This window comes from Lentzea sp. NPDC036949, from assembly GCF_055608075.1.
In genome coordinates this window covers 32,690-58,429 of the sequence record NZ_JBVJRA010000011.1, presented here as the reverse complement: position 1 = coordinate 58,429, position 25,740 = coordinate 32,690, and the positions used below count along the sequence as shown (strand labels likewise).

Sequence of the window (25,740 nt, the reverse complement as noted above, 5' to 3'; positions counted from 1 at the left end):
ATCTCACACGACGACGACCGCGCCGTCGCGACGGTGATCTCCACCACCCCTGAGCAGGCCGGATCCGGTGCGCTGCACGACCTGGCAGCCGCCGAAGAACATGTTCGGCGCGCGGAAGAACGTCACCGGCAGTTCACTTTCCGGTCGAATTCCCGGTTCCACGTGGAGGTGGTCGCCGCTCAGGTGCAGGCGGGGTGCGTCGACCGCTTCCTGCGCGGGCATCCCGCGGTCCAGGACGTTCACGAGCACCTGCAGGATCGCACCGCTGATGCGGCTGGACCCGGCACTGCCGAGCACCAGTTCCACACCGTCGCGGCCGGTCACGACGGTCGGCGACATCATCGACGGCAGCCGGTCGCCGGGTGCGTGGCTGAAGAAGCCGTCGGGCGAGAGCTCCTCCTCGCCCATCATGTTGTTGAGGTGCACGCCGGCGATCGCGATGCCGGAGCCGGCGCCGTTCGTGGTCGTGACCGAGCACGCGGTGCCGTCGGCGTCCAGCACCGAGATGTGCGTGGTCGAGCCGAGCCGGTTGAGGGGCACCTTCGGCGTGGCCATCGCGCGGATCAGGTCGGCCTGCGACGGGTTGTCCGGCACCGTCTCCAGCATCTGCGCAAGCAACGCACCACCCGCCGCGGGCGGTGGGTTCGTGTGGACGTCACGGCCGCGGTGCCGCGCGTGCAACGGCTCACGCTCGATGACCTCGTACGCCGCGAGGTCCGCCCTCGTGAGGTCACCGCCCGAGGAACCGATGCGGTCGGCGATCGTGGCCGCGATGTCGCCGGTGTAGAACGGCTCGGCACCGTCCCGTCCCAGGCGCAGCAGGGACTCGGCGAGCTCGGGCTGCACGAGCAGCTCGCCTTCGGACAGCGCGGTGAGCCCCGCGCTGCGGGCCAGCGGCAACAGGATCGAGGTGACGTAGGCCTGGTAGCGGTTCACGCGGTGGCCCTCCCGCGCGTGCATCGCCGCCGTGGCCACGAGTTCGCTCAACGGCGCCGTGCCGTACCGGGCGGCGGCGGCCGCACCGGCGGGCATCCCGAACGCGGCGACCGACGACGGGCCGACGTGGAACTCCTGCTGGGCGTCGCCGAACCGGACCACGATCGGGTCGAGCGGCGCCCGCTCCGCCGTGGCGCCGCGACCGGGTGCCTGGGCGGAGAAGTCCAGCAGCACAGGGGGTTTCCCGGCCGGCGCGATCATCATGTACCCGGCCGCACCCAGACCCGTGAGCAGCGGCTCGGTCACGCACGACGTGAGCATCGCCGCGACGGCCGCGTCCACGGCGTTCCCACCGGCGCGCAGCAGCGCCGCACCTGCCTCTGCGGTGAGCGGGTGACCCGCCGCGATCGCTCCACGCACCGTTGTCGACCTCCACTGAAGAGACCGTCAACGGTAGCCCCGGTGGCGATCGCCGAGCCACCCGGCCCGGCGGGGCCGCTCACCGGATCGGTCGACGGGGTTGAAAGGCGGAGCAAAACGGGTAAATCGACAACCATGGACTGGATCACGAAGCTGATGGAGGCACTGGGCTCTCCCGGCGCGGGCCTCGCGGTCGCGCTGGAGAACGTCTTCCCGCCCGTGCCCAGCGAGGTGATCCTGCCGCTGGCCGGGTTCACCGCGGGGCAGGGCAAGATCTCGCTGGTCGCCGCGATCCTGTGGACCACGGCCGGCTCGGTCGTCGGTGCGCTCGTCCTCTACGGCCTGGGCGCGTGGCTCGGGCTGGAGCGGCTGCGCAAGGCGGCCGACAAGATCCCGTTCGTCACGGCGTCCGATGTGGACAAGTCCGACGCGTGGTTCGACAAGCACGGCAACAAGGCCGTGTTCCTCGGGCGCATGGTGCCGGTGGTGCGGAGCCTGGTCTCCATCCCCGCCGGGGTGTCCGGGATGCCGATCGTGAAGTTCACGGTCTACACCGCGGCGGGCAGCCTGCTGTGGAACACCGCCCTGATCCTCGCCGGGTACGCGCTGGGCGAGAACTACCAGCTCGTCGACCGCTACCTGGGGTGGGTGTCCACGGTGGTCATCGCGGCGCTGGTCATCGCCATCGTGTGGTTCGTGGTCTCGCGGTCCAAGGCCCGCCGCTCGTAGAGCACCGACGCGACCGCGACCGCGAGGCCCGCCAGCGACAGCCCGACGCCGACCCACGCGGTGGACACGTAGCCCCAGCCCGCCGCGATGGCCAGGCCGCCGAGCCACGCGCCCGCGCCGTTCGCGACGTTGAGCGACGAGTGGTTGGACGACGAGGCCAGCACCGGCGCGTCCGGTGAGGCGTCCATCAGGCGGATCTGCAGGGCAGCGGCCAAGACCTGGATCACGAACCCGAGCAGGAACAGCAGCCCGAACAGGAACACCGGCATCGTCGCGGTGAAGCCGAACAGCACGAGGATCACGCAGACCGCGACCAGACCGCCGAACACCGACCCCATCGCCGAGCGGTCCACGAACCGGCCGCCGAAGGTCGCGCCCAGGGTCATGCCCAGCCCGAACACCGCGAGCATCCACGGCACCACGCCCGCGGGCAGACCCGCGACCTCGGTGGTCAGCGGCGCGACGTAGGAGTAGACGGCGAACATGCCGCCGAAGCCGATCATGCCGGTGAAGATCGCGAACCACACCGTCGGCCGGCGGAACGCCCTGACCTCGCCCTTCATCGACGCGTCCGCGTCCAGCGGCACCCGCGGCACCCACGCGGCGATCGCGAGCGCCGTCACCACGCCGATCACCGAGACCGACAGGTACGCGGTGCGCCAGCCGATCTGCTGGCCCGCCGCGGTGGCGAGCGGGACACCGACCAGGTTCGCCACGGTCAGCCCGACCATCACCCGTGCCACCGCCGTGCCGCGGCGTTCCGGTGCCACGAGCGTCGCGGCGACGACCGCCGCGATGCCGAAGAACGCGCCGTGCGGCAGTCCCGCGACGAAGCGGGAGAGCAGCAGCATGGTCTTGTCCTGCGCGACGACGGACAGGCCGTTGCCCAGCGCCACGGCGAGCATCAGGCCGATCAGCATGCCCTTGCGCGGCAGCTTGGCGCCGAGCACCGCGATCAGCGGTGCGCCGACCACGACACCGGCCGCGTACAGGCTGATGGCGTGCCCGGCCTCGTAGTCGGGGATGTCGAACGTGGCAGCGATCTGGGGCAGCAGCCCCATGGTCGCGAACTCGGTGGTGCCGATGCCGAACCCGCCGAGCGCGAGCGCGGTCATGGCGCGGGTGGTGTTCACATTCGCTCCTGATCAGGTGTCCGGTCGGCGCTGACGCAGGACGAATTAGTTAGCAGCAGGAACCATCCTACGGTTCTTCTGACGCGCTTCAGAAGCCTCGGGCCGGTGCCTCTGCTCACACGCGGCCCGCCAGCTGCGCGCAACCGAACGCGTCTGCCCGGTGTCTCTGTCCGCAGGGGAGATCACACCCGGGGAAGACGAGATGAAGGCTCATTCGTGGCTGGACGCCACGCCGGCGCCGACCAGCGACCGCCCGTTCACGGTGCGGCGCTCCAGCGCCATCGAGGTGACGGCGACCGCGAGACCGGCGACGGCGAGCAGCGCGCCGATCCAGTTCGGGGCGGTGTAGCCGAGCCCGCGTTCGATCGCGAGACCGCCGAGCCACGCACCACCGGCGTTGCCCAGGTTGAAGGCGGCGATGTTGGCCGCCGACGCGAGCGCGGGCGCGCCCCCGGCGGTCTGCATCACCCGCATCTGCAGCGGCGGCACGGTGGCGAACCCAGCGGCACCGAACAGCACGATGGTGACCGCGGCGGCCCACTGCGAGTGCGCGGTGAACACGAACGCCGTCAGCACAGCGGCCAGCGCGACCAGGATGACCACCAGGCTCTTCAGCACCGACCGGTCCGCAGCCCGGCCGCCCAGCAGGTTGCCCGCGAACAGGCCGACGCCGAACAGCACCAGCAGCCACGTCACGGCACCGGAGGAGAACCCGGCCACCGACGTCATCATCGGCGCGATGTAGGTGAACGACGCGAACACGCCCGCGAACCCGAGCGCGGTCATCAGCAGCGCCAGCCAGACCTGCGGGTTGCGGAACACGGCCAGCTCACCGCGCAGGTCACCCGCCCGCGCCTGCTGCCGGGGCACCAGGAACGCGATGCCGAGCAGCCCGACCACGCCCAGCGCGGTGACCGCCCAGAACGTCGAGCGCCAGCCCAGCTCCTGCCCCAGCGCGGTGCCCAGCGGCACCCCCAGCACGTTCGCGACGGTCAGACCGGTGAACATCAACGCGATGGCGCTCGCCCTGCGGTGCGGTGCGACGAGGTCGGCGGCCACCACCGAGCCGACGCCGAAGAACGCGCCGTGCGCCAGCGCCGCCAACGCCCGGCCGCTCATCAGCGCGCCGTAGCTCCCGGCCACCGCGGACAGCAGGTTGCCCGCGATGAACAGGACCATCAGCCCCAGCAGCATCTTCTTGCGCGGCAACCGGCCGCCCAGCACGGTCAGCAGCGGGGCGCCGACCACCACGCCGAGCGCGTAGCCGGAGATCAGCAGGCCCGCGGAGGGGATGGAGACGCCCAGGTCACCCGCCACCTCGGGCAGCAGCCCCATGATGACGAACTCGGTGGTGCCGATGGCGAAGGCGCTGATCGCGAGCGCGAGCAGAGCGACAGGCATGTCACACAGTCCTTGAAGTCGTAGGTTGTCCGCGTCAGCAATAGTTGCATACGCGGGCAATTGCAGGCGACTTCTGAACCGGTGAAGCCCATCACGCGACAAGGCCGGCCCTTGCGCGGGGGGCCGGCCTCGTCAGCGATGAGTTCAGATGCGCGGCACCTCGTTGAGCGTCCGGCCGTTCAGCGGCTGCACGGGACGGGCGTCACCCGCCGGGAACAGCGCCTGGAACCGGGCGATCGACGCGGCCGACACGGTCTGCTCGGCCGTGAGGTACCACTCGACGCCCTCGGTGAACGGCGCCGTGGTGAGCGAACCGGTGTAGTGCAGCGTGTGGTGGCTCGCGGGGAGCAACCGGTTGAGGTCGATCGGTGAGATGTCCACCGGCTCACCGCACTCCGGCGACAACGCCGACAGGACGGTGTCGACGGCCGAGCGTCCACCGGCCCGCAGCGGGACGCCGACGACGAGCAGCCTGCCCTCGGCGCTGCGGTGCACCAGGTGCATCTCCAGCGGGTAGCGCCGGCCGGAGAACTGGTGCTCCGACGGCGTGTGGAAGTGGAACTGCACGAGGTCGTACCTCGTACCGGCGACGGTGACGTGACCGGCACCCGGCTCGACCCCCGCCTCCTCGGTCTCCTCGTGGTCGCGGACCGCACAGCCGTCCGCCTTGTCCGCGTCCTTGCGGACGTACTTCAACTCCAGCGCGGAGTGCCCGTAGGTCACGTCGAGCTTGGGCGCGTGCGGGTCGAGCCGGATCGCGCCGGGCGTGACGTTGACGGGACTCTGCCTCGGTGTCCCCGACTCGGCCGGGCCCGCCGCGAAGAACGACGTGGCGAGCACCAGCGACAGGAGAGCCGGAAGGGACCGTTTCAGGTTCATCGCGCCACAATTCACCCGATCGAGTGAAATGAGGAAGTGGAGTGTGTTCGCGCTCTCATTGAGACGTCTTTCGTTTTGGCGCAAAAATCGGACTTAACCCCCAATACGGGAGCACAACCGCAGGTGAACCGCTTCAGAAAGGCGCGGCAAACAATACAAAAGTCGGAATTCAAGAACTTCGGAGTTCCCGTTTACGGGCGCCCGTTTCGTTCCGATCGGGAGCAATTACCCAATGGTCACTATCGCCCACGACCGAACCAACGTCGACCGACTTTCTTTCAGTCAGCACTGAATCACTGAGCACATCGCTGTGGAGCGAGGCGACCGGCTGGTCCCACCAGTACGCGCGCCGGGTCAGGGTGCGCTCTCGCGGGTGGCCGAGGCGTGCAGCGCGGGCACCACGTGCCGCAGCCGGTGCGGCGTGGCCGCACGCCATCAGTCCATCACCGGAACTCGTGCACCACTTCGATCTCGCCGACGATGTGCTCGTTGAACTCGGCCAGCTCCTCCGCGGGCACCCACAGCTCCAGGATCGTGCGCCCACCGGCCTGCTGCACCGGGTACCGCCGCAGGAAGCCGGTCTCGACGTGAAACCGGGTCACGTACCCGACCCCGCTGTGCGGCACGTTCCACTCGCGGGCGATCTTGACCGCGTACTCCTCGTTCAGCACGGGGTAGAAGATCGGCTGGTCGGGCAGGCGCGGCGGCCAGGCGCGCCAGCCGGACTCCCGGACGAGCTCCAGCTCCTCGGGTCCGGTCGGCCGCCACAGCGCAGTCGTGTTCACACCGGTGGACACTACCCACGGCGGCACCGCGCCTCATCGGGTTCTCGGCAGGCGGACAGGTGTCCGCATCGTGCTCACCCCCACCGGGCACTACCCGCCGGTGCGGCAGTCGCCTGCCGGCCCCACCCGCAACCACCACGCGGCCAAGGCGCGCGCCTGTGCGGGAACACGGGTGTCGGCGTGCATCTCGCGGAGCAGGCACCGGTGCGCGTCCGTGCCGATGCTGTACACGAGACCGCGCAGGATGTCGTCGTCGAGCGGGGACGGCCGGTTCCGGAACAGCGCCGTCTGCGTCGCGACGATCGCCCGCCACACACCCTCGTCGAGCCGACCGGGGCTGTGCGTGGAAGCCCATGCGGCGGCATGCCTGTTGCGGGCCGAGAGCGCGGGGTCGAGCAGCAGGGCGCGCACCAGGACGCGGTGGGTCGGCGCGCCCAGCTTGTTGAGCAGTCCCAAGCCCCGTTCGACCAGCAGCTCGTCGCGCAGGTCCCCTGCGGCGAGCCAGTCGGTGACCGCGGTGGCGAGCGGTTCCCGATAGGGCGTCGCGGTGATCAACGCGGTGGCGTAGAGCCGTGCGTCGGGGTTCTGGCAGAACATGGCCTCACCGACGAGCTCGGCCAGCACCTCGTCCACGCCGGGCTCCGCGGCCGCCGACCGGGCCTGGGCGGTGAGCGCGAGGTGGGCGCTGACCCGGTTGTCCACCACGGGCTCGGGGGTGCCGCGCAGTCGCAGCACGTGGCCGAGCTCCACGGCCATCGGGGTGACCAGCGGGTGGTCGTGCCCCTCGGCCAGCAGTGCGGTGGCCAGGTGCCGGAGCTCTGCGGTCTCGGTCACCGTGAAGTGCCCGCGCCGCACTTTGGCCACGGCCGCGAGCAACGCGCCGTGCAACGCCCGGACGCCGTCCGGGCCGCGCAGCTGGGCGAGCACGTACCGGCTCGCGCTCGGAAGAACGCTGTTGTCCAGCAACGAGATCGGCTCGATGCACACCGGCGTCGCCCGGTCGTCCGCCATGCCGGTGCAGATGTCGAGGGCGTGCGGTGCGCTCGCCCGGTGTTCGAGCAGTCGGCTCATGGCCTCCTGGCGGACGAGCCACTCCGTCTGCTCCGCGATCACCAGTTCTCCCAGCAGGTTCTCGGCGATCGCGGCCACAGGCGTGGCGGGTGCAGCAGCAGGTCCGGCCGGGCGGCGACCGCGCGGGTCAGGTCCCGCCAGTCCGTTCCCGCCATCGCGCCGGGGACGCACGCCCGGTCGAGGAGCTCGTGCAGTGCCGCGTCCGGCAGGTCACCACCTTCGGTGGTCGGCTGCTCGTCGTTCAGGAACCGGCGCGCTGCCTCGTTCGCCACGGTGAGCATCCGACCGGGAACCTGCAGAAGAGCTTCGTACCGGTGCAGGACCGTGCCGTCGGCGAAGGACTCGCCCTTCTCCCACCGGGTGATCTGCGACGGCGACAGCGCGCTTTTCCCGTCGGCGCGGAAAGCCCTGGCGAAGCTCCTCGCGGATCGGAACTCGTCCCGGCGGCCGAGAATTCTGTTCGTCCGCAGGAGCCACGCCTGTCTTCGTCGCGTGCGCCTACCGATCATTTCCGCAGTGTTGCACGGAAAATGCGTTCCACTCGGGGGAATCCGCCGGAAGACGCCGTGCCACCGGCCGGATCGCACCGGTGGCACGGCAGCGGCGAGATCAGCAGTGGCCCACCGACGGCTGGTGTGACACCACGCCCGAGCTCAGGTAGCCGACGTTCGCGCAGTAGGTCGCCTTGAACCACCGGTTGGACCCGAAACCGTTGGGACCACCGTCGATCCAGCAGTTGATGTCCACCCACTGGTCGTGGATCGTGACGATGAGTGCCGCGCCCAGGTTGGGGTCTTTGCGCAGGTTGCCCTCGTCGACGTACCCGCGCGCGGCGAGCGCCCCCGCGTCCGGGGTCGCCGACGCGACGCCCGCCGTGCCGCCGAGCAGTGCCGTCACCAGCAACGCCGAACCCAGCAGTTTTCCGATCATGTGTCCTCCCTCGTCCGGGCTTTGTCCGCCCGAGAACAAGTTATGAGGACCGCACGCCGGGAATGCCGACCGTTGCACGACAATTTCACCGTGCAACAGCAGCACTGGACAAAATCAAGTCACAAAAGGCAAATAGAGGACAGATTCAAGACGTCACCTCAGCCGCGCATGCCCGCCGCCACCGGCTCGCCGAGCTCGTGTCCCAGCATCTCCTGCACCGCCAACGCGATCCGCTCCGACGGCGACCCGGTCCCGTACGGTGACGGGATCTCCCGCAGCGCCGCCCGGTGGGCCGGCACGTCGTCGAGCCACCGCAGCACCGACGTGCCGATGCGCGGACCCGGCGGCACGAGCGTGCCGAACGTGCCCTCGATCTCCGGGCGCTCGGTGCTGCGCCGCACCACGACCACGGGTCGCTTGAGGACGCTGACCTCCTCCTGGATGCCGCCCGAGTCCGACACGACGACCGCGGCGCCCTGGGCGAGGGCGAGGAACGCGCGGTACGGCTGCGGTTCCACGACGCGCAGCGCGGGCAGCAGGCCGTCGAGGCCGAACGCGCCGATGCGCTGCGCGGTGCGCGGGTGCAGGGGCAGGACGACCGGCAGCGGCAGGCGGCCCAGCTCGCGCAGGACGGTCTCCAGGTTCGCGGCGTCGTCGACGTTCTCCGGGCGGTGGACCGTGGCCAGGACGTACCGGTCGCGCGTCACACCGGCGGTGGCCAGCGCGGTGCGCTCCTCCTCCGGTGACGGGAGTGCGTGGGCGAGGGCCTCGACGACGGTGTTGCCGGTGACGACGACCCGGCTGTCGGCCACGCCCTCGGCCAGCAGGTTGTGGCGGTTCAACGGGGTCGGGGCGCAGCACAGGTCGGAGAGGTGGTCGATGAGCACCCGGTTGTGCTCCTCGGGCATCGCGCGGTCGTAGCTGCGCAGGCCCGCCTCGACGTGCACCAGCGGCACGTCGCAGGCGTTGGCCGCCAACGCACCCGCCAGCGCGGAGGTCGTGTCGCCCTGCACCACCACGGCCGCGGGGCGCTGGCCGGCGAGCACCTCGTCGACGGCGGAGACCGCGCGGCCCAGCTGGTCACCGCGGCGCAGGCCGCCGAGGCACAGCTCGTGGAAGGCGCCCGGCTCCGGCACGTCCCGCCGGATCTGGGAGTACATCGAGCGGTCGTAGTGCTGACCGGTGTAGATCATGGTGCACGCGCTGCCGAGGTGGTCGACCAGTGGTGCCAGTTTGATCAGCTCTGGCCTGGTGCCGCACACGATCGTCACGGTGTTCGTTTCCCGCACGGCGGCAAAGTACTTCATCGATCTTGAAGAACTCGCCTCGTTCACCCGAAAGCGTTGCTTGGCGTATCGCTCGAAAGTGTTGCGGCACAGGGGTGTCTATTGTCGGCCCCCGTTCAGTGGCGTAACGCGTCTTCGCCGAAACCAACGGAGAGTCCTTCGTGTCCGGTCATCTGGCCCTTGCGGTGTCGACTGTGCTGTACGGGCTGGGGATAGTCGCCCAGACCGTCGCGGCGCGCAGGGCGGACCAGCGCGAGGGCACCGGCGTCGGGCTGCTCGCGCGGCTCGCCTCCGACCGCCTGTACCTGCTGGGGTTCACCGGTCAGGTGGGCGGGTTCCTGTTCGCGTTCCTGGCCCGCGCGGAGCTGCCGCTGTACCTGGTGCAGGCCGGGTCGTCGTGCGCGGTGGGGCTCGCGACGGTGATCGGCGTGCTGGCGCTGCGGTGGCGCATCAGGGCCGTGGAGGTCGCGGTGCTGGTGGTCATGGCGTGCGGCCTGCTGCTGCTCACGGGTGCGGCGGCGCCGTCGACGGCCCGCGAGCTCCCCCTGCTGCCCAGCGTCGTCGTGCTCGGGCTGCTCACGGTGGTGGTGCTGCCGCTGGCCCGCACGTGGAAGGCCGCGACGCCGGTGCTGGCCGGGCTCGCGTTCGCCGTGGTCGCGGTGGCGGCGCGGACCGTGGCCGGCAAGCCGGTGCTCGACGTGGTGCTGCACCCGTTGACGTGGGTGATGGTGCTGGCGGCGTTCGTGGGGCAGGCGTGCCTGGCGACGGCGTTGCAGCGCGGCTCGGCCACGTCCGCGGTGGCCTCGATGGACGCCACGACCGTGGTGCTCGGCTCCGTCGCCGGGCTCGCGCTCATGGGCGACCGGATCGCGCCGGGCCGGGAGTGGTGGGTCGGGCTCGGCGTGCTGCTGGTCGTCAGCGGTGTGCTGGTGCTCGGGTCCGCGGCCCGCCCGGCGCCCGCGCTGGTCGGAGCCGAGCGGTGAAGCCCGTCGCCAGCGTGTCGCTGGACCTCGACAACCTCTGGGCGTACCTCAAGACCCACGGCGACCCGCGCTGGGAGCGGCGGCCCAGCTTCCTGCCCTCCGCGGTGCCCCGGCTGCTGGACGTCTTCGGCGAGCAGCGCCTGACCACCACCGTGTTCGTGGTCGGCGCGGACGCGGAACGCGAGGACGGCGCCGCGGCGGTCGCGGCGATCACGGCGGCGGGACACGAGGTCGCGAACCACTCCTTCCGGCACGAACCCTGGCTGCACCGCTACTCCCCCGCCGAACTGGAGGCCGAGGTCGTGCGCGCGGAGGACGCGATCACGGCCGCCGGGGCACCGCGCCCGGTCGGCTTCCGCGGCCCCGGCTACAGCGTCACGCCGCAGCTGCTCGACCTGCTCGCCCGCCGCGGCTACCACTACGACGCGAGCGTGCTGCCCACGTGGATCGGGCCGCTGGCGCGGGCGTACCACAACCGCACGGCGGGCTCGACCGACGGCGGCGCCGACCTGTTCGGCGGCTTCGGCCGGGTCAGGGCGCCGAACAAGGCCTACCGGTGGCGCGACGGGCTCGTCGAGCTGCCGGTGACGACGATGCCGTTGCTGCGCGTGCCGATCCACGGCGCGTACCTGTTGCAGCTGCACCAGCTCTCGCCACGGCTGGCGCGCGGTTACTTCCGCACCGCGCTGCGGTTGTGCCGTGCCCGCGGTGTGTCCCCGTCGTTGCTGCTGCACCCGACCGACGTGCTGACCGCCGCCGAGGCGCCGGGCATGGAGTTCTTCCCCGGCATGGCGGTGCCCGGCAGCGAGAAGGTCGCCCTGCTCGACTGGGTGCTGGCGTTGCTGCGCGAGCACTTCGACGTGGTCGGCACGGGTGAGCACGTCGCGCGCGTCGCGGCGACCGGGCTGCGGGAACGTGACCCGGTCGCATGCTGACCGTGCTGCTGCGGGTCCTGGCGTGCGGGACGGTGGCGCTCGCGCCGGTGGAGGGCTACCTGCTGCGGGTGCACGACCAGTCGGCCAAGGTGGTGCCCGCCGCGCTGATCGGCGTCTGGCTGGTCTCGCTGGTGCGCGACCGGCGGCTGCCCGCACCGCACCCGCTGCACCTGCTGCTCGCGTTGCTGGCGGTGGTGCTGCTGGCGACGTCGGCGGTGCACGCGGCGGAGCCGTTCACGTTCGAGTACCTGGTGCGGTGGGCGCCTTTCCTGGTGGTCGCGGTGGTGCTCGCGGACGTCGCGGCGCGCGCGGTGCCGGTCAGGGAGCTGCTCGCCGCGGTCGTGGCCGGTGCGGTGGTGGCGGCGGCCGGCGGGCTGCTCAGCGTCGTGGGCGGCGAGCTTCGGGCGACCGGGCCGCTGGAGGACCCCAACGACCTCGCGTTCTTCCTCGTGGCGGCGCTGCCGTTGCTGGTGGCGCTGCCGGCGGGGGGCCGGTTCCGGTTCGTGCCGCTCGTGCTGGGCGCGGTGCTCGCGGCCGGTGCGCTGGCGACGTTCTCCCGCGGTGGCGGCATCGCACTGGCCTGCGCGCTGGCATGGCTGGTGCTGCGGCGGGTGCTGCCGGTGCGCGCGGTCGTGGTCACCGCTGCCGTGACCGGCCTGGCGGCGCTGGTGTTCGCGCAGGTGGCGCACGCCGAGCTGGACCGGGCGTTGCAGGAGAAGAGCCACATCGCGGGCACGAACGCCGACACGCGGGTGCTGCGCTGGCAGGCGGCGGCGCGGATGCTCGCCGACGAGCCGGTGCTCGGCGTCGGACCCGGCGGGTTCCGCCAGCACTACGCGGCCGCGTCGCACAACGCGGAGATCGACGAGCAGACACCGGTGGCGCACAACCTCTTCCTCGAAGTGGCGGCCGAGCTGGGCCTGCCCGGGTTCGCGTTGCTCATCGCGGTGATCGCCGCCGGGTTCGTCGCGGCGGAACGCGCGGTGCGGCTCGGCGCGGACCGGCGGCAGGTCGTGGCGGTGCAGGCGGCGCTGATCGCGGTGCTGGTCGCGTCGGTCTTCCTGTCCGAGCAGTACTACCTGCCGCTGTGGTCGCTGGTGGCGATCGCGGTGGCGCTGCAACAACGGGCTCGGGAGGGTCGATGCGCGTTCTCCACGTGATCAGCGAGATGGGCGCGGGCGGCGCGGAGGCGCTCGTGGCCGGGATGGCGGCGGCCGGACCGGACGTCGGCTGGGAGTCGGCGGTCGCGACCGCGGGCGGGTTCCGGGTGGCGGCGCTGCGCGACGCCGGTGTGCTGGTGTTCGACGTGCCACTGGCACGCCGGTCGGCCCTGGGCGTGGTGCGGGCGGCGTGGGCGGTCTCGGCGGCGGTGCGGCGGTTCCGGCCGGAGGTCGTGCTGGCGCACAACGTGTCCGCGAGCCTGGTGGCCCGGCTCGGTGCGCCGCGGACGCCGGTGGTGACGGTGTTCCACGGCGTGGCCGAGGCGGACGTCGCCGGTGCCGTGCGGGTGCTGCGGCGGGTGTCGGACCGGGTCGTCGCGGTGGCGGCGGCGTCGGCGGACCGGTTGCGCGCGGCCGGACTCGCCTCCGAGGTGGTCCCGAACGCGGTGTTCCCGTCGGCACCAGTCCACGACCGCGCCACCGTGCGTGCCGCGCTGGGCACCGCGCCGGACGTGCCGGTCGCCCTGTGCCCGGCCCGGCTGGAGCCGCAGAAGCGCCACGACGTGCTGCTCGACGCGTGGGCGTCGGTGGGCGGCGCGGCGGAGCTGTGGCTGGCCGGTGACGGCAGCCTGCGCGCCGAGCTGGAGGAGCACGCGGAGCGCGTCGGCGGCCGGGTGCGGTTCCTCGGCACCCGCACCGACGTGCGCGACCTGCTCGAAGCCGCCGACGTCACCGTGCTGACCAGCGACTGGGAGGGCATGCCGATCGCGCTGCTCGAGTCGCTGGCCGCGGGCCGGCCGGTGGTGGCGTCCGATGTGGACGGTGTGCGGGAGGTGCTGTCCGGCGGTGGCGGGGTCCTGGTGCCACGCCGCAGCCCGGCCGCGACCGCGAAGGCGCTGCGCGACCTGCTGCACTCCCCCCTCGCCCGCGAGGTCGCCACCGCGCGCGACGGGTCCGGTGACGCGCACGCGTTGATGAAGTCCTACGACGAGCTGCTTCGCACCGTGCTGGAGGCACGAAGAAGATGAGGGTTCCCCGAGCTGTTGTTGAAGGCGTGCTGGCCGCGGTCGTGGTCGGCGCACTCGTGTTCCTCGCCGTCGCCCTGCGCGACGGCGAGAGCGAGGGCAGGCTCGCCCTGCTCGCCACACCGTCCACTCCGGACAGCGCGCAGTTCGGCGAGGTCACCTCCCTGGCCACCCCCGCCGTCGTGCAGCTGGTCCGCAGCCCCTCCGTGCTGGACGCCGCGGCGCGCACGGCCGGTCTGCCCGCCGACCGCCTGGCCGGCGCGATCGCCGTCGAGCTGGTGCCCGCCTCCGGCGTCGTTCGCGTCTCGGTGCGCGCGGCGTCCCCGGAGCAGGCGGCGAAGGCGGTGTCGGCGGTCGCGCAGGCCGTGGTCGACGCGGACCTGCTGGCCCCCGCCGCCCGCTTCCGGCTGGTGGACCCGCGCCCGGAGACGACGGCGGTCACCCCGGACCTGCGGCTGGCCACGGGCCTGGCGCTGGTCGCCGCGGTGGTCGCGGGTGCCGCCGCGGCCGCGGTGCGGCGGTTGCGCGGAACCGGGAGCGTGGTGCGGCAGGTGCTCAGCACCGCCGGCGTGCGGCACCCGGTGGTGGTCGCGCACGACGGCGAGGCTGGTTTGACCGAACGTCTGACGGCGCTGTGCGTGGCGGCCGCACGGCCGGTGCGGGTGGTGCCGGTGGGCCCTGACCTGACCGCGCGCGCCGAGGAGCTGGCGCGGGCGTTGCCGGACAAGGCCTCCGAGCCCGCCGACGGCACGGCGGTGATCGCGGTGGCGGCGAACGACCGGATGCGCCGCGACGACCTCGCGACGGCGCTGGCGGTGCTGCCGGCGTCGGCCGTGGTGGTGGCGGTGGTGCTGGCGTGATGACGGTTCTGCGTCCGGGCCGCGCACCGGCCGTTCCGGCAGCCGGTGGTCGCGGCGCGGACCCGACGAAGCTGCCCGTGCACGCACCGGAGAACCCGGACGAGCCTCCCGGTCCCGGTGCGCGAGCGGGCCGGTTCGACACCCCTTCCACCACGGCGGTGCCCCAGTGATCACCACCACCAACCGGTCCGGCCTCGCCAGGACCGTCCTCGTCGCCCTGGTCGCACTGGCCGGCACAGCGAGCGCCGTCCGCGCACTCAGGCCCGCCTGGGAGGTCCCCCTCCCCACCGAGGCGAACCTGCCCGAAGAGCGCATGCAGGACTTCCGCGACGCGCTCTACTTCCCGATCCGGGAGTTCCTCGCCGGCGGCAACCCGTACGACCCGGCGGTGATGTTCGCGCACTGGCCGGTGCGGCAGAACTTCAACCTCTACCAGCCGTACCACCTGGTGCTGCACCTGCCGTTCGCGTTGCCGGACTACCGGGTCGGCGCGGTGGCGTTCGCGCTGGCGTGCCTGGTGCTGCTGGTCGGCCTCGCCGTCATGGCCGCCGGTCACGCCAGGCTCCCGCTGGTCGCGGGCACCGCGGTGGTCGCCACGCTGCTGGTCACGAGCCAGGTCGGCAAGGCGCAGATGTACGTCGGGCAGGTCAACCCGCTGATCGCCGTCGGCGCGGCCGGGGTGTTGCTGCTGCGCCGCTCCCACCCGTGCTGGGCCGCGGCGGCGCTCGCGCTGGCCTGGTTGAAGCCGCAGTTCGGGTTGCCGCTGGCACTGCTGGTGTTCGTGCGCGGGGACAGGAGGGTCGCGCTCACCGGTACCGCGGTCGCCGCCGCCGCCAGCCTTCCGGTCGCCACGCTCCTCGTGCTGCGGGACGGGCTCGGCGGGTTCCTCGACATCATCCAGCGCAACCTCGCGTGGGCCGGCAGCACCGGGTACGGCGCCGTCGACTCCGTGACGGCGCAACGGATCGACCTGCCGGCGGTGTTCTTCCGCACCACGGGCTGGCTGCCGCCGGCGGCGGAGCTGGTCGCGCTCTGCGGGGTCCTCGCCGTCACGGCGGTGCTGGCGCGCAGGCTCGACCGGCGCGCGGACGGGGGTGCGGCAGCGGACGTGCTGACGTGCCTGGGGACCGTCGTCGCACTGGTGCACCAGCCCGGTGACGTGCTCATCGCGGTTCCCGCGCTCGTCGCGCTCGCGGTCGTGTGCTGGCGGCGCAGGCAGGAGGCGCACTGGCGGTGGGCAGGGGCGGCGGCGCTGCTGCTCGCCGTGCCGTTCGCGCACCTGCACTTCGTCGACACCGCGGTCAGGGCCGCGCTCGGGGCACGGGCCGCCGTCACGCTCGACGGGGTCGCGGTGGTGGCCGCGTGGCTGGTGCTCGCGGTGTTCGCGGTCAGGCACACCCGGCGCGCGGCATGACCGACGTGGCGGTGCGGGGCTCGCTGTGGCTCTTCGCGGTCAACCTGGTGAGCAAGAGCAGCCAGGTCGTCGTCACGCTGGCGCTGGCACTGTTCTTCAGCGAGGCGGAGCTGGGTGCGGTCGCGCTGGTCGTGTCGGTCGTCAACGTCGGTCAGGTGGTCCAGTCGATGGGCGTCTACGACATCATCAGCCGCACCGGACGCGACCCGCTCCTGACCGCGGGCACGGTGCTGACGATGAGCGTCGCGGCCGGGACCGTCCTCGCCGTCACCGTCGTCGCCGCGGCCGACCCGATCGCCCGTGCGCTCGGCGCTCCGGAGGCGGCCGGGATGCTGCGGCTCGCGGCGCTCACGCTGCCGTTCACGGCGGCGGGCGGTGTGCAGATGGCGTTGATGCACCGCGACCTCGACTTCCGCCGTCGCATGCTGCCGGACGCGGGGAGCATGCTGCTGGGTGCCGCGGTGACGGTCGCGCTGGCGGCACGGGGCACCGGGCCGAGCGCGTTCGTCCTCGGCCTGCTGTGCACCGCCGTCGCGCAACCCGTCCTCGCGGCCGTCGCCGGTGCCCGCATCCGGCCGGTCTGGGACGGCGCGGCGGCACGGGAGGCCGCGGGCTGGCTGGCGGTCGTGGGGCCCGGCGCGCTGATCGCCGTGCTGCTCGTCAACGTCGACTACCTCGCGATCGGGCACGTGCTCGGCCAGGAGGCGGTCGGCGGGTACTCGCTCGCGTTCCGGATCGCCTGGGTGCCCTACATCGTGGTCGCGGTCGTGCTCGGCGGGGTGCTGTTCCCGATCTGCGCCGCGAAGGTCCGGAGTGGACGGTCCGGTGAGCTGCCGGAGGAGCTGCACCGGTTCACGACGGCGACGCTGGTGGTCACCGGCGGCCTCTACGTCGTGGTCGCCCTGAGCGCCGACGCGATCACGCTGCTCGGTGCGCAGTGGGCGGACGCCGCCGCGATCCTCGTCCTGCTCTGCGGCTACGGCCTCGGCCTCGGCCTGCTGCACGTCTGGTACCAGGTGGTCAGGGCCGCCGGGCACGCCCGCCAGTACCTCGCCCTCGAAGCCGCCCACCTCGGCACGCTGGTGACCGCGCTGGTCTTCACCACCCCGCACGGCCCGCAGGCCGTCGCCGTCACCCAGGTCGCCACGGTGTGGCTGCTGGTCCCCGCGACGTGGCTGGTGCTGCACCGCAACGGCCTCGCGGCCCCGCTCCCCCGGCTGGCCCGCACGGCCGCCGCGGTCGTCGCCGGCGCGCTCGTGAGCTTCGCGCTCAGCACCGTCCTGCCGGCCCCGGCGAGCGTCGCGGGCCTCGCCGCCACCGCCACCGCGCTGCTCGCCGGCTACTGCGCGGTGGTGCTGCCGTTGACCCGCACCGTCCTCATCGGACTCAAGGAGCGCACGTGAAGGTCGTCCACGTGACGCAGCCGGTCGAGGCCGGGGTCGCCGCCGTGGTGCTGGAGCTCGCCCGCGCCCAGCGCGACCGCGGCTGGGACGTCGGGATCGCCTGTCCCCCAGCCGGTTGGCTGGCCGACCAAGCCCACGCACACGGCATCCCGGTCCACTCGTGGCAGGCGACGCGACTGCCGGGTCCCGGTACCGCGCGGGAGCTGGTGTCCCTGCGCCGCACGCTCGACCGGCTCCGGCCGGACGCCGTCCACCTGCACAGCTCCAAGGCCGGGCTGGCCAGGCTGGTGCTGCGCGGCCGCGTCCCCACGCTGTTCCAGCCGCACCTGTGGTCCTTCCAGGTCGCCGGCGGGCTGCTGCGCACCGCGTGCCGCCGCTGGGAGGGGCTGGCGTCGCGCTGGACGGACCTCCTCGTCTGCGTCAGCGACGACGAGCTCGCCGCCGGTCGTGCCGCCGGGGTCACCGCACCGGCCGAGGTCGTGTGCAACGGCGTCGACACGCGGCGGCTGCACCCGCGCCACCACGACCACGACGTCCCGACCGCCGTGTGCGTCGGGCGCATCGCCCACCAGAAGGGGCAGGACCTGCTGCTGCGGGCCTGGCCGGAGGTGCTGCGGTCCGTTCCGGACGCCCGGTTGCTGCTCGTCGGCGACGGCCCGATGGCCGCCGGTCTGCGGGCCGCGCACCACCACCCGTCGGTGCACTGGCACGGCCACCGCGCCGTGGTCGCCGACTTCTACACCGAGGCCGACGTCGTCGTACTGCCCTCCCGTGCCGAGGGCATGGCCCTGGTGCCGCTGGAGGCCATGGCCTGCGGGCGTTCCGTCGTCGCGTTCGACGTCGAGGGTGTGCGGCAGAGCCTCGGCGACGCCGGGGAGGTCGTGCCCGCCGGGGACGTGGACGCACTGGCGCACGCGATTGCCCTGCGCCTCACCGACCGCGAGCTCGCCGCCGCGGAGGGGAAACGCGGCCGGGTCCGCGCCGAGAACCTGTTCGACCGCGAGCGCATGACCGACCGGATCGTGACGCTCACCGAGAAGCTGCTGTCCGGGAGAGGACGAGGATGACACGGATCGCCTACCTGCTCACACAGGACAGCGGTGGCCCGGTGGACGTGACGGTCCGGCTGGCCGCCGCGCTCGCCGGGTCCGGTGACGCGGAGGTCAGGGTGTTCGGACCGCGACCGCGGCGCGGCGCCGAGCTGGTCGACCCGCACTTCGAGGAGATCCTGGTCCCCAGCAAGGGGGACGTGCGCGCCGCACGGCAGGCGCGCGCCGCGATCAAGGCGTGGCGGCCGGACGTGGTGCACGCGCAGGACCGGCGGTCCGGGCTGGTGAGCGCGGGCCTCGCGACGGCGGGCACCAAGATCGTGCACACCTACCACGGGGTGCCCGACGACGTGGACGAGTCGTGGTTCCGGTGCGTGCGGGGCTCGACGCCGCCGTCGCACTACACCCGCGCCGTGCTCGCCGGTGACGCCGCGGTCGCGCGGGTCGTGCACCGGACGGTGGTGCCGGCCAGGGAGATGGGCCGGTTCCTGCGCGAACGCCTGTACGTGCCACCGCACCGCATGACCCACATCGACAACTGCGTCGACGTCGGTGAGGCGCACCCGCCGACGGCACCGGTGCGCAGGCTGATCTTCGTGGGGCTGCTGGTGGAGCGCAAGGGGCTGCTGACCCTGCTCGACGCGCTGGAGACCACCATGCCCGCCGACGCCACGCTCACGGTCGTCGGCGACGGTCCACAACGGACCCAGGCGGAGGGCCGGGTGACCCGGCGGGGGTTGCAGGACCGGGTGCGGTTCCTCGGTTTCCGCACGGACGTCCCCGACCTGCTGCGCGAGCACGACGCGCTGGTGCTGCCGTCCACGATGGAGCAGCAGCCGCTCGTCGTCGCCGAGGCGATGGCCGCGGGCAAGCCGGTGGTGGCCACGGACACCGGTGGTGTGGCGGACATGCTGGGCATCCCCGCCATCGAGTGCCCCCGTCCCGGTGACGTGACCGCGTTGCAGCAGCGGCTCACCGAGCTGTTCGCCGACCCGGAGCCCGGCCGCACCGGCCAGGCCCTGGCCGCCAGGGCGCGCGAGCGGTTCACCGCCGAGGTGTGCGCCCGCCGCCACCTGGAGCTCTACCGCGGGCTCACCGCTTCTGCGCGTTGACGTAGACCGCCGCGTCCGCCGGAGGCAGGTCGATCTCCGGCGGCACCGGCTCGCCCCGCAGCGTCGCGAGGCCCTGCGGCGGGGTCATCCGCACCGCGGCCTTGGTCGGGTTCACCGCCACCCAGCCGTTGCTGAACCGGCGGGTCCACGCCCCGCTGGGCAACCGGTTCGCCGCTTCGACCGCCTCCCCCAGCCGCGCGTCCTGGTAGATCGACCAGTACGGGCTCTTGTAGCTGGGATCGGCCTGCGTCCAGCACGTGTGCGGGCTCGCGAGCAACGCGGCCGAGGCGTACCCGACGCGTTCCTCCTGGTCCGACTTCGTGTGCGTGATCAGCAGCAGCCACGACTCGCCGAGCGCGGCCTGGGCGCGCTGCTCCTTGAACTGGTTGCCCTTGAACGTGATCAGCTCGCCGGCGCCGTTGTCGCCGCGCAGGCCGAAGTTCTCCTCCATCGCACCGGCGTACCGGGAGTGCGCCGACCAGCGGCCGGGCGTCAGCTGCGACTCCGAGACGTTGGGCACCAGCATCTTCCCCGACTTCTCCAGCGCGGTGCCGGCGAGGTCGAGCAGACCGTCCAGGCCCTCGCGCAGCAACCGGTCAGTGGCCGCGGTGTCGGCCGTGCCCGCGATCACCGCGGGCGAGTAGTACCGCAGCGAGCTGAAGTCGTTGTCGGCCAGCACGCCGTCCCAGCCTTCGCGGGTCACCTCGGCGACGACCGCGTTCACCCAGGCCTGCTGGTACTCCCTGTTCCACACCGCCATCTGCCAGTGCTTGGGGTACCCGGCCCACTCGATGCGCTTGCCCGCCGTGTCGACCGCGAACCACGCGGGGTGCTGCTGCTGGGCGGCGTAGTACCCGATGCCGGTGGGCAGGTACTTGGAGTCGCGGTCGCCCTCCACCGCGCCGGGGTAGTTGCGGGTGCTGGCGAAGTCCTTGTAGACCAGCACCTTGATCTTCGGGTTGAGGTCGTGGAGGCGGCGCATGGCCGAGGTCTCCCACGCGTTGAGCACCACGACGTCGTAGTGCTTGGCCGCCTCGCGGATCTCCCAGGCGGCCGGCGAGTCGCCGATGCCGTACCACCAGGCGCACGGCGCGACCGGTTTCGGCGGCGGGCCGGTCGTGATCGGGTCGCTCGCCGCGGTCACCGAACAGGCCGTCGAGAACAGCACCAGCACAAGTGCGGTGAATCGGCGCATCAGCGATTTTTCCGGCAACACAACTCACCCGCCGTCATCAGTAGAATCCTCAGGTCGAGCCACAGCGACCAATTCGCGATGTAGTAGTTGTCGTATCGAGACCTGTCGGCGATCGAGGTGTCACCCCTCAACCCGTGAACCTGGGCAAGACCGGTGAGACCGGTCGGGACGCGGTGGCGCGCCCAATATAGCTCGTGAATGGCGGAGAACTCGCGAACGAAACCGGGACGCTCCGGGCGCGGCCCCACGACGCACATGTCGCCGCGCAGGACGTTCCACAGCTGGGGCAGCTCGTCGAGCGAGGTGCGGCGCAGGAACCGGCCGACCGGCCCGACCCGGGAGTCGCCCTCGACCGACCAGCGGACCTGGGAGTCGTCCTCACCGGACTGGCGGACGCTGCGGATCTTGTAGAGGACGAACGTCCGGTCGTCCATCCCCACCCTGACCTGCCGGAAGAACAGCGGGCGACCGCTTTCGACCAGCACGGCCAGCGCGCACAGGCCGATCACCGGGGACAGCACGACGAGCGCCACCGCGGCCAGCACGAGGTCGAGGACGCGCTTGACCCACCAGGTCGGGCGCCTGGTCGGGGACGTGCCCAGCCGCATCAGCGGGTAGCTGCGCAGCCGCTCGATGCCGGGACCGTCGGGGTGCAGCTCGTACATCCGCGGCACCACGAGCGTGGAGCAGCCCAGCCGGTGGGCGGTGATGGCTGCCTCGACCAGGCGGGACTCGCGGGTGTGCGAGAACGCGAGCACGACCGTGCCCGCCCGCAGCCGCACGACGGCCTCCGCGAGGTCGCCGTCGATCACCTCCAGCGGCGGTCGCTGCTGGTCGGGGTCGGGACCCGCGTCGGCGAACGCGACCGGGCGCAGGCCGAACTGGGGGTGCTCCAGCATGGTCCTGGCGAGGTTCACGCCGACCGAGCCCGCGCCGACGATGATCGTGCGGTCGCAGCGGTCGAACCGCCGCCGGCACCACCGGCCGAACGCGAACACGCACCACCGCACCGGCTCGATGACCAGCGCGTACGTCATCATCGCCCACTGCGCGGCGCTGACGTCGGCCGCCGGTGCGGCCCCGAGCAGACCGGCGCAGGTGAGCAGCGCGAAGGCCAGTGCCGTGCTCGCGGCGGAGCGGGGCAGGTCCTGCAGCCACGACAGCCACAGCCGCCTGCGGTAGAGCCGCCAGCCCGCCCTGATGCCCAGCACGGTCGCCGCGATGGCGGCGGTCCAGCGCCAGTCGACGCCGCGGTGCACGCACACCGCCGCCAGTGCCGTGCTGTCGGCCAGCACGAGCAGCACGGCCACCGCGTTCACCCGGCTGAGCAGGTCCCGCGAGCGGCGGCGGGGCGTTGCGGCCCGCCCCAGGGGCGGCCTTCCGCGGTCAGCCGGCCGGACCTCGTCCGCCTGCGGTGGTGCGGCGGGAACGGCCACCGCCGAGAGTCGCCTCATGGAAGATCATCCGATCGATGGAGAGTGGACGGCACAGCGACACGAAAGAGTTAACGAGGGGCTTAAGTTCAGCTCTTCGGGTATCAAATTTCCCTCTTCGGTGTGCTGAGCGAATGCAATTGGTGAGCTTTCGGCGTACTACTGCCCTGGTCTACGCCAGGGGCGTCTCAAAAGCTTTAGCACGTCGTGTCAATAATTCATGGCACCAACCGCGAGCCACCGAAGTGGGGGCATTGAGTGAAAGTCGGCGAAAACGGCGTCCGGCAATCGGCCGGGCACGCGACGACGACCGTGCAGGTCGTGCAGCAGCCCGTCCGGCAGTCCGTGCAGACGGCCCAAGCCGCGCAGAACGACGCCCGGCCGTGCGGCGACGTGCACGTCGTGCTCCCCGCCTACAACGAGGCGGTCGCACTCCCGGCGCTGCTGCGGCGCATCGCCGGCGTCGAGCTGTCCGACCGGATCACGGTGTGGGTGGTCGACGACGGTTCCTCCGACGGCACCGGCGACTGCGTGGCGGGCGTCCGCGGCCTGGACGTCCGGCTGGTGCGCCACCCGGTGAACCTCGGCCTCGGCCAGGCCGTCCAGTCCGGGCTGCGTGCGGTGCTCGACGCGGCCGCGGCGGACGACGTCCTGGTCGTGATGGACGCCGACGACACGCACGACCCGCGACTGATCTCCCCGCTGCTCGGGGAGATCGCGGCCGGCGCGGACGTGGTGATCTGCTCGCGCTTCGTCGACGGCGGCGACGACTCGACCGCACCGCGCTTCCGCCGGTTCCTGTCCCGCGGCGCGCGCGTCGTGTTCGGCCGGGTGCTGCACTTCGACGGCATCCAGGACTTCACCAGCGGCTTCCGCGCCTACCGGGTGAGCCTGCTGCGCCGGGCCGCCGCGCACTGGGGCGAGCGGCTGGTCGAGGAACGCGGGTTCGCCTGCATGGTCGAGCTGCTGCTGAAGCTGCGCCACTGCGGGCCGGTGGTCAGCGAGATCCCGTTCCGGCTGCGCTACGACCGCAAGCCCGGCGCCAGCAAGCTCCGGCTCGGCCGGACGCTGACCCAGTACCTGTTGCTGCTCACGCGTGACCGCCTCGCGCCCGTGCCGTACCGGAAGCTCTGATGGCGACGCCAGTGCGCAACGTCGTCGTGATCGGCGGAGGCATCTGCGGCCTCGCCACCGCACACCGGCTCGTGCGGGCCGGCCTGCCGGTGACGGTGCTCGAGAGCAGCGACCAGCTCGGCGGGCTCGGCACGTTCTTCCCGTCGCGGGGCCGGTGGGTGGAACGCTTCTACCACTGCGTGATGCCGACCGACGACGCGTTGCTCGGCCTGTTGGACGACGTGGGCCTGCGCGAGAGCATCGGCTGGCGGCGCACCACCATGGGCATGGTCGTCGAGGGCGCGCACCACCCGTTCAACTCCGCGCTGGACCTGCTGCGGTTCCGGGCGCTGAGCCTGCCGGACCGGGTGCGCTTCGGCGTGGTCTCGCTGCTGCTGCGGCGGTTGGGCAAGGGCAAGGACCTCGACCGCCTGCGCACCGAGGACTGGCTGCGGGGGTTGTACGGCGACGCCGTGTGGAGCACGCTGCTCGCCCCGCTGTTCGGCGCCAAGTTCGGTTCGGCGTTCGGCGACGTGCCCGCGCTGTACCTGTGGCAGCGCCTGGGCCGGGAGAGCAACGACTCGGTGCGCGGCTACCCGGCCGGTGGCTACAAGAACGTGGTCGACGCGCTGCGCGGGTCCATTGAGGACGGTGGCGGTGTCGTGCGCACCTCGGCTCCCGTGGCCCGCGTGGAGACCAGGGGCGAGCGGGTGGTCGTGACGCTGGCCGACGGCGAGTCGCTGGTGGCGGACCACGCGGTCTCCACCGTTCCGCTGCCCGCGTTGCGCGGTATCGCCGACGAGGAGCTGGCCCGGCGGCTGCCCGACGTGCGGTTGCGCTACCAGGGCGTCGTGAACACGTTGTTCTTCCTGCGCAAGCCGTTGTCGGGGCACTACTGGGCGCCGGTGCTGCGCTCGGGCACCGACTTCGACGGCGTGATCGAGATGTCCGCGCTGGCGGGCACCGAACCCTACGACGGCCGCCACCTCGTGTACGTCATGCGCTACACCGACCGCGACTCCGCGCTGTACCGCGAGGACGAGACCTCGATCGCACGGCGGTGGACGGAGCAGCTGCTGGCCCTGCACCCCGGCCTGTCGCCGGCGGACGTCGACGAGGTGCGCACGTTCAAGGCGCCGTTCGTGGAACCGGTGTACCCGCTGGGCTACCTGACCGACCGGCCGGCCGTCGAGGTGCCCGGCACCCGGCTGCTGCTCGCCACAACCGCCCACGTCTACCCGAACGTCACCAGCTGGAACTCGAGCGTCGAGCTCGCGAACTCGGTGACCGACCGCCTCCTGCGCGCCGCCAGGAGGCCCACGCCCCAGGAGATCGACGCATGGTCAGCAGAATCGGCGCGGTGATCACCGCTCTCACGGTCACCGCAGCCACCCTCGTTTCCTCCCAGCAGGTCCACGCCGACTCCGCGCCGCTGCTGCCCGACCTGCGGCAGGCGCCGATCGGGTGCCCCGGCGGGTTCGCCGGCAACCCGGACACGTGCCGCGACTGGGACGTGTGCCTGGTCGAGGACGCCTCGAAGCCGCGCGGCAAGTGCGCTCGCGAGGGCGGCCGGATCGAGGCGGTGCGCCTGCGGTTCACCACGTCCATCGACAACGTCGGCGACGGTCCCCTGCTGCTGCACGCGCACCGCGACAGCACCGACGTGCCGACTATGAAGGTGCGCCAGTCGATCCAGTCCGGTGTGGATGGTTCGATCGCGCGCACGTACGCCGAGGCGCGGCGCGAGACCACCTCGAGCGCCTACTACGAACCGGCTGAGTCGCACCAGCACTGGCACCTGCTCAACTTCGAGTACTTCCAGCTGCGCAGGCCCGACGGCGGCGTGGTCGTGACCGACCGCAAGAACGGCTTCTGCATCGGCGACCGCTACGACGTCGTGGACGACCTGCCGCGGCGCCCGCTCGACCCGGCCACGCCGGAGGGCCAGCTGGCGGCCCGGCTCAACGGGCACATGTGCGAGCACCACAACCCGGCCGCGCAGGACGTCCTGTTCGGGATCTCCGTCGGCTCCGGCGACGACTACAAGCACCGGGTCGACTTCCAGTGGCTCGACCTCACGCACGTGCCGTCGGGTGTCTACGACGTGGTCAACGCCGCGAACTCCGACCGGGCGTTGCTGGAGAAGGACTACAGCAACAACACGTCGTCGATCGCGATCTCGCTGCAGTGGCCGCGCGGCGCGGTGCAGCCGCCCGCGACGATCACGTTCGCGCCGTCGGTGAAGCTGCTGCGCAGCTGTCCCGGCCGGGAGCGGTGCGCCGAGTCGAGGTAGTACCGGTTCGAATACCGAAACGGGGTGTCCGCGGTCGCGGGCACCCCGTTTCGCGTTTCTCGCGCGCTTTACCACACAACCAGTTAGCAGCACAAACTACTCACTCTGCGAAACCGCGTTCACCACTAGCACATCGGCACTCCGAACACAATTCGCCAGTTCGCGCAACCGAACACTGTTCGAGAACTGCATTCG

General features: G+C 72.2%; 25 protein-coding genes. 14 read left to right on the top strand and 11 right to left on the bottom strand.

All coding sequences use genetic code 11. From position 1 onward, the window contains the following. Positions 1 to 3: 3 nt before the first annotated feature. The gene (locus tag ACZ7CD_RS28310; protein ID WP_470380071.1) at positions 4 to 1,356 is read right to left on the bottom strand and encodes a gamma-glutamyltransferase; all 1,353 of its coding nucleotides are present in this window, start codon (positions 1,354 to 1,356) and stop codon (positions 4 to 6) included. Between the two features lie 135 nt (positions 1,357 to 1,491). Between ACZ7CD_RS28310 and ACZ7CD_RS28305 the strand changes: the two genes are divergently transcribed. Next, on the top strand, positions 1,492 to 2,085 hold the full coding sequence (locus tag ACZ7CD_RS28305) for a DedA family protein (RefSeq protein WP_360387598.1): 594 nt from the start codon (positions 1,492 to 1,494) through the stop codon (positions 2,083 to 2,085). Here the strand turns inward: ACZ7CD_RS28305 and ACZ7CD_RS28300 are convergent. From ACZ7CD_RS28300 to wecB, 8 genes are all read right to left on the bottom strand, one after another. Beyond that, entirely contained in the window at positions 1,992 to 3,218 is a 1,227-nt protein-coding gene (locus ACZ7CD_RS28300; RefSeq protein ID WP_458433205.1) for an MFS transporter, read from the bottom strand. The two genes, ACZ7CD_RS28305 and ACZ7CD_RS28300, sit on opposite strands and share 94 nt — an antisense overlap. Before the next feature lie 210 nt (positions 3,219 to 3,428). After that, on the bottom strand, positions 3,429 to 4,619 hold the full coding sequence (locus tag ACZ7CD_RS28295) for an MFS transporter (protein ID WP_470380070.1): 1,191 nt from the start codon (positions 4,617 to 4,619) through the stop codon (positions 3,429 to 3,431). 144 nt (positions 4,620 to 4,763) lie between these two features. After that, positions 4,764 to 5,498: a carbonic anhydrase family protein gene (locus tag ACZ7CD_RS28290; protein ID WP_470368509.1), complete on the bottom strand. Its 735-nt coding sequence runs from the start codon at positions 5,496 to 5,498 to the stop codon at positions 4,764 to 4,766. Between the two features lie 443 nt (positions 5,499 to 5,941). Then, positions 5,942 to 6,283 (bottom strand): hypothetical protein, encoded by a 342-nt coding sequence (locus ACZ7CD_RS28285; RefSeq protein WP_470380069.1) that lies wholly within the window; start codon positions 6,281 to 6,283, stop codon positions 5,942 to 5,944. Between the two features lie 90 nt (positions 6,284 to 6,373). Then, a complete protein-coding gene (locus ACZ7CD_RS28280) occupies positions 6,374 to 7,432 on the bottom strand; it encodes a hypothetical protein (protein ID WP_470380068.1) in 1,059 nt (352 codons plus the stop codon). Further along, on the bottom strand, positions 7,393 to 7,863 hold the full coding sequence (locus ACZ7CD_RS28275) for a hypothetical protein (RefSeq protein ID WP_470380067.1): 471 nt from the start codon (positions 7,861 to 7,863) through the stop codon (positions 7,393 to 7,395). The genes ACZ7CD_RS28280 and ACZ7CD_RS28275 overlap by 40 nt, the downstream gene beginning before the upstream one ends. 100 nt (positions 7,864 to 7,963) lie before the next feature. Further along, positions 7,964 to 8,284: a hypothetical protein gene (locus tag ACZ7CD_RS28270; RefSeq protein WP_360387580.1), complete on the bottom strand. Its 321-nt coding sequence runs from the start codon at positions 8,282 to 8,284 to the stop codon at positions 7,964 to 7,966. A 158-nt stretch (positions 8,285 to 8,442) separates the two neighbouring features. Then, positions 8,443 to 9,573 (bottom strand): non-hydrolyzing UDP-N-acetylglucosamine 2-epimerase, encoded by a 1,131-nt coding sequence (gene wecB / locus ACZ7CD_RS28265; RefSeq protein WP_470380066.1) that lies wholly within the window; start codon positions 9,571 to 9,573, stop codon positions 8,443 to 8,445. Positions 9,574 to 9,731: 158 nt separating this feature from the next. Here wecB and ACZ7CD_RS28260 point away from each other — a divergent pair, with 158 nt between their 5' ends. The 10 genes from ACZ7CD_RS28260 to ACZ7CD_RS28215 are packed head-to-tail and all read left to right on the top strand — an operon-like array spanning position 9,732 to position 19,511. Next, positions 9,732 to 10,553 (top strand): hypothetical protein, encoded by an 822-nt coding sequence (locus ACZ7CD_RS28260; RefSeq protein ID WP_360387574.1) that lies wholly within the window; start codon positions 9,732 to 9,734, stop codon positions 10,551 to 10,553. Next, the gene (locus ACZ7CD_RS28255; protein WP_470380065.1) at positions 10,550 to 11,488 is read left to right on the top strand and encodes a polysaccharide deacetylase family protein; all 939 of its coding nucleotides are present in this window, start codon (positions 10,550 to 10,552) and stop codon (positions 11,486 to 11,488) included. The genes ACZ7CD_RS28260 and ACZ7CD_RS28255 overlap by 4 nt, the downstream gene beginning before the upstream one ends. Further along, positions 11,482 to 12,648 carry an O-antigen ligase family protein gene (locus ACZ7CD_RS28250; RefSeq protein WP_458433214.1) on the top strand — a complete coding sequence of 389 codons (1,167 nt, stop codon included), beginning with the start codon at positions 11,482 to 11,484 and terminating at the stop codon, positions 12,646 to 12,648. Before ACZ7CD_RS28255 ends, ACZ7CD_RS28250 begins: the two co-directional genes overlap by 7 nt. Continuing rightward, on the top strand, positions 12,630 to 13,676 hold the full coding sequence (locus ACZ7CD_RS28245) for a glycosyltransferase (protein WP_470380064.1): 1,047 nt from the start codon (positions 12,630 to 12,632) through the stop codon (positions 13,674 to 13,676). The genes ACZ7CD_RS28250 and ACZ7CD_RS28245 overlap by 19 nt, the downstream gene beginning before the upstream one ends. Continuing rightward, positions 13,673 to 14,533 (top strand): hypothetical protein, encoded by an 861-nt coding sequence (locus tag ACZ7CD_RS28240; RefSeq protein WP_470368514.1) that lies wholly within the window; start codon positions 13,673 to 13,675, stop codon positions 14,531 to 14,533. The genes ACZ7CD_RS28245 and ACZ7CD_RS28240 overlap by 4 nt, the downstream gene beginning before the upstream one ends. Further along, complete coding sequence (locus tag ACZ7CD_RS28235; protein ID WP_360387559.1) at positions 14,533 to 14,703, top strand: hypothetical protein; 171 nt, start codon at positions 14,533 to 14,535, stop codon at positions 14,701 to 14,703. The genes ACZ7CD_RS28240 and ACZ7CD_RS28235 overlap by 1 nt, the downstream gene beginning before the upstream one ends. Then, a complete protein-coding gene (locus ACZ7CD_RS28230; RefSeq protein ID WP_458433219.1) occupies positions 14,700 to 15,947 on the top strand; it encodes a glycosyltransferase family 87 protein in 1,248 nt (415 codons plus the stop codon). The genes ACZ7CD_RS28235 and ACZ7CD_RS28230 overlap by 4 nt, the downstream gene beginning before the upstream one ends. Beyond that, positions 15,896 to 17,350, top strand: a complete 1,455-nt coding sequence (locus ACZ7CD_RS28225) for an oligosaccharide flippase family protein (RefSeq protein WP_470380063.1) — start codon at positions 15,896 to 15,898, stop codon at positions 17,348 to 17,350. Before ACZ7CD_RS28230 ends, ACZ7CD_RS28225 begins: the two co-directional genes overlap by 52 nt. Continuing rightward, positions 17,347 to 18,417, top strand: coding sequence for a glycosyltransferase (locus ACZ7CD_RS28220; RefSeq protein WP_360387550.1), 1,071 nt, complete (start codon positions 17,347 to 17,349; stop codon positions 18,415 to 18,417). Before ACZ7CD_RS28225 ends, ACZ7CD_RS28220 begins: the two co-directional genes overlap by 4 nt. Further along, positions 18,414 to 19,511, top strand: a complete 1,098-nt coding sequence (locus ACZ7CD_RS28215) for a glycosyltransferase family 4 protein (protein ID WP_470380062.1) — start codon at positions 18,414 to 18,416, stop codon at positions 19,509 to 19,511. The genes ACZ7CD_RS28220 and ACZ7CD_RS28215 overlap by 4 nt, the downstream gene beginning before the upstream one ends. On the opposite strand, the gene ACZ7CD_RS28210 is transcribed toward ACZ7CD_RS28215, so the two are convergent. Next, positions 19,492 to 20,706 (bottom strand): putative glycoside hydrolase family 15 protein, encoded by a 1,215-nt coding sequence (locus tag ACZ7CD_RS28210; RefSeq protein ID WP_360387545.1) that lies wholly within the window; start codon positions 20,704 to 20,706, stop codon positions 19,492 to 19,494. The two genes, ACZ7CD_RS28215 and ACZ7CD_RS28210, sit on opposite strands and share 20 nt — an antisense overlap. Further along, positions 20,706 to 22,160, bottom strand: coding sequence for a sugar transferase (locus ACZ7CD_RS28205; RefSeq protein WP_470368517.1), 1,455 nt, complete (start codon positions 22,158 to 22,160; stop codon positions 20,706 to 20,708). The genes ACZ7CD_RS28210 and ACZ7CD_RS28205 overlap by 1 nt, the downstream gene beginning before the upstream one ends. Before the next feature lie 237 nt (positions 22,161 to 22,397). On the opposite strand from ACZ7CD_RS28205, the gene ACZ7CD_RS28200 reads away from it, so the two are divergent. The 3 genes from ACZ7CD_RS28200 to ACZ7CD_RS28190 are packed head-to-tail and all read left to right on the top strand — an operon-like array spanning position 22,398 to position 25,545. Beyond that, positions 22,398 to 23,273, top strand: a complete 876-nt coding sequence (locus ACZ7CD_RS28200; protein WP_360387539.1) for a glycosyltransferase — start codon at positions 22,398 to 22,400, stop codon at positions 23,271 to 23,273. Beyond that, positions 23,273 to 24,616 (top strand): FAD-dependent oxidoreductase, encoded by a 1,344-nt coding sequence (locus ACZ7CD_RS28195; RefSeq protein WP_458433222.1) that lies wholly within the window; start codon positions 23,273 to 23,275, stop codon positions 24,614 to 24,616. The genes ACZ7CD_RS28200 and ACZ7CD_RS28195 overlap by 1 nt, the downstream gene beginning before the upstream one ends. Then, positions 24,592 to 25,545 (top strand): lysyl oxidase family protein, encoded by a 954-nt coding sequence (locus ACZ7CD_RS28190; RefSeq protein WP_470368519.1) that lies wholly within the window; start codon positions 24,592 to 24,594, stop codon positions 25,543 to 25,545. The genes ACZ7CD_RS28195 and ACZ7CD_RS28190 overlap by 25 nt, the downstream gene beginning before the upstream one ends. Positions 25,546 to 25,740 lie beyond the last annotated feature (195 nt).

Excerpts from the sequence above, each read along its gene's own strand:
- ACZ7CD_RS28240 (WP_470368514.1), top strand. The coding sequence starts at position 13,673 with ATGAGGGTTCCCCGAGCTGTTGTTGAAGGCGTGCTGGCCGCGGTCGTG.
- ACZ7CD_RS28215 (WP_470380062.1), top strand. The coding sequence starts at position 18,414 with ATGACACGGATCGCCTACCTGCTCACACAGGACAGCGGTGGCCCGGTG.
- ACZ7CD_RS28295 (WP_470380070.1), bottom strand. The coding sequence starts at position 4,619 with ATGCCTGTCGCTCTGCTCGCGCTCGCGATCAGCGCCTTCGCCATCGGC.
- ACZ7CD_RS28270 (WP_360387580.1), bottom strand. The coding sequence starts at position 8,284 with ATGATCGGAAAACTGCTGGGTTCGGCGTTGCTGGTGACGGCACTGCTC.
- ACZ7CD_RS28305 (WP_360387598.1), top strand. The coding sequence starts at position 1,492 with ATGGACTGGATCACGAAGCTGATGGAGGCACTGGGCTCTCCCGGCGCG.
- ACZ7CD_RS28290 (WP_470368509.1), bottom strand. The coding sequence starts at position 5,498 with ATGAACCTGAAACGGTCCCTTCCGGCTCTCCTGTCGCTGGTGCTCGCC.
- ACZ7CD_RS28205 (WP_470368517.1), bottom strand. The coding sequence starts at position 22,160 with ATGAGGCGACTCTCGGCGGTGGCCGTTCCCGCCGCACCACCGCAGGCG.
- ACZ7CD_RS28235 (WP_360387559.1), top strand. The coding sequence starts at position 14,533 with ATGACGGTTCTGCGTCCGGGCCGCGCACCGGCCGTTCCGGCAGCCGGT.
- ACZ7CD_RS28245 (WP_470380064.1), top strand. The coding sequence starts at position 12,630 with ATGCGCGTTCTCCACGTGATCAGCGAGATGGGCGCGGGCGGCGCGGAG.
- ACZ7CD_RS28210 (WP_360387545.1), bottom strand. The coding sequence starts at position 20,706 with ATGCGCCGATTCACCGCACTTGTGCTGGTGCTGTTCTCGACGGCCTGT.
- ACZ7CD_RS28275 (WP_470380067.1), bottom strand. The coding sequence starts at position 7,863 with ATGATCGGTAGGCGCACGCGACGAAGACAGGCGTGGCTCCTGCGGACG.
- ACZ7CD_RS28190 (WP_470368519.1), top strand. The coding sequence starts at position 24,592 with ATGGTCAGCAGAATCGGCGCGGTGATCACCGCTCTCACGGTCACCGCA.
- ACZ7CD_RS28250 (WP_458433214.1), top strand. The coding sequence starts at position 11,482 with ATGCTGACCGTGCTGCTGCGGGTCCTGGCGTGCGGGACGGTGGCGCTC.
- ACZ7CD_RS28195 (WP_458433222.1), top strand. The coding sequence starts at position 23,273 with ATGGCGACGCCAGTGCGCAACGTCGTCGTGATCGGCGGAGGCATCTGC.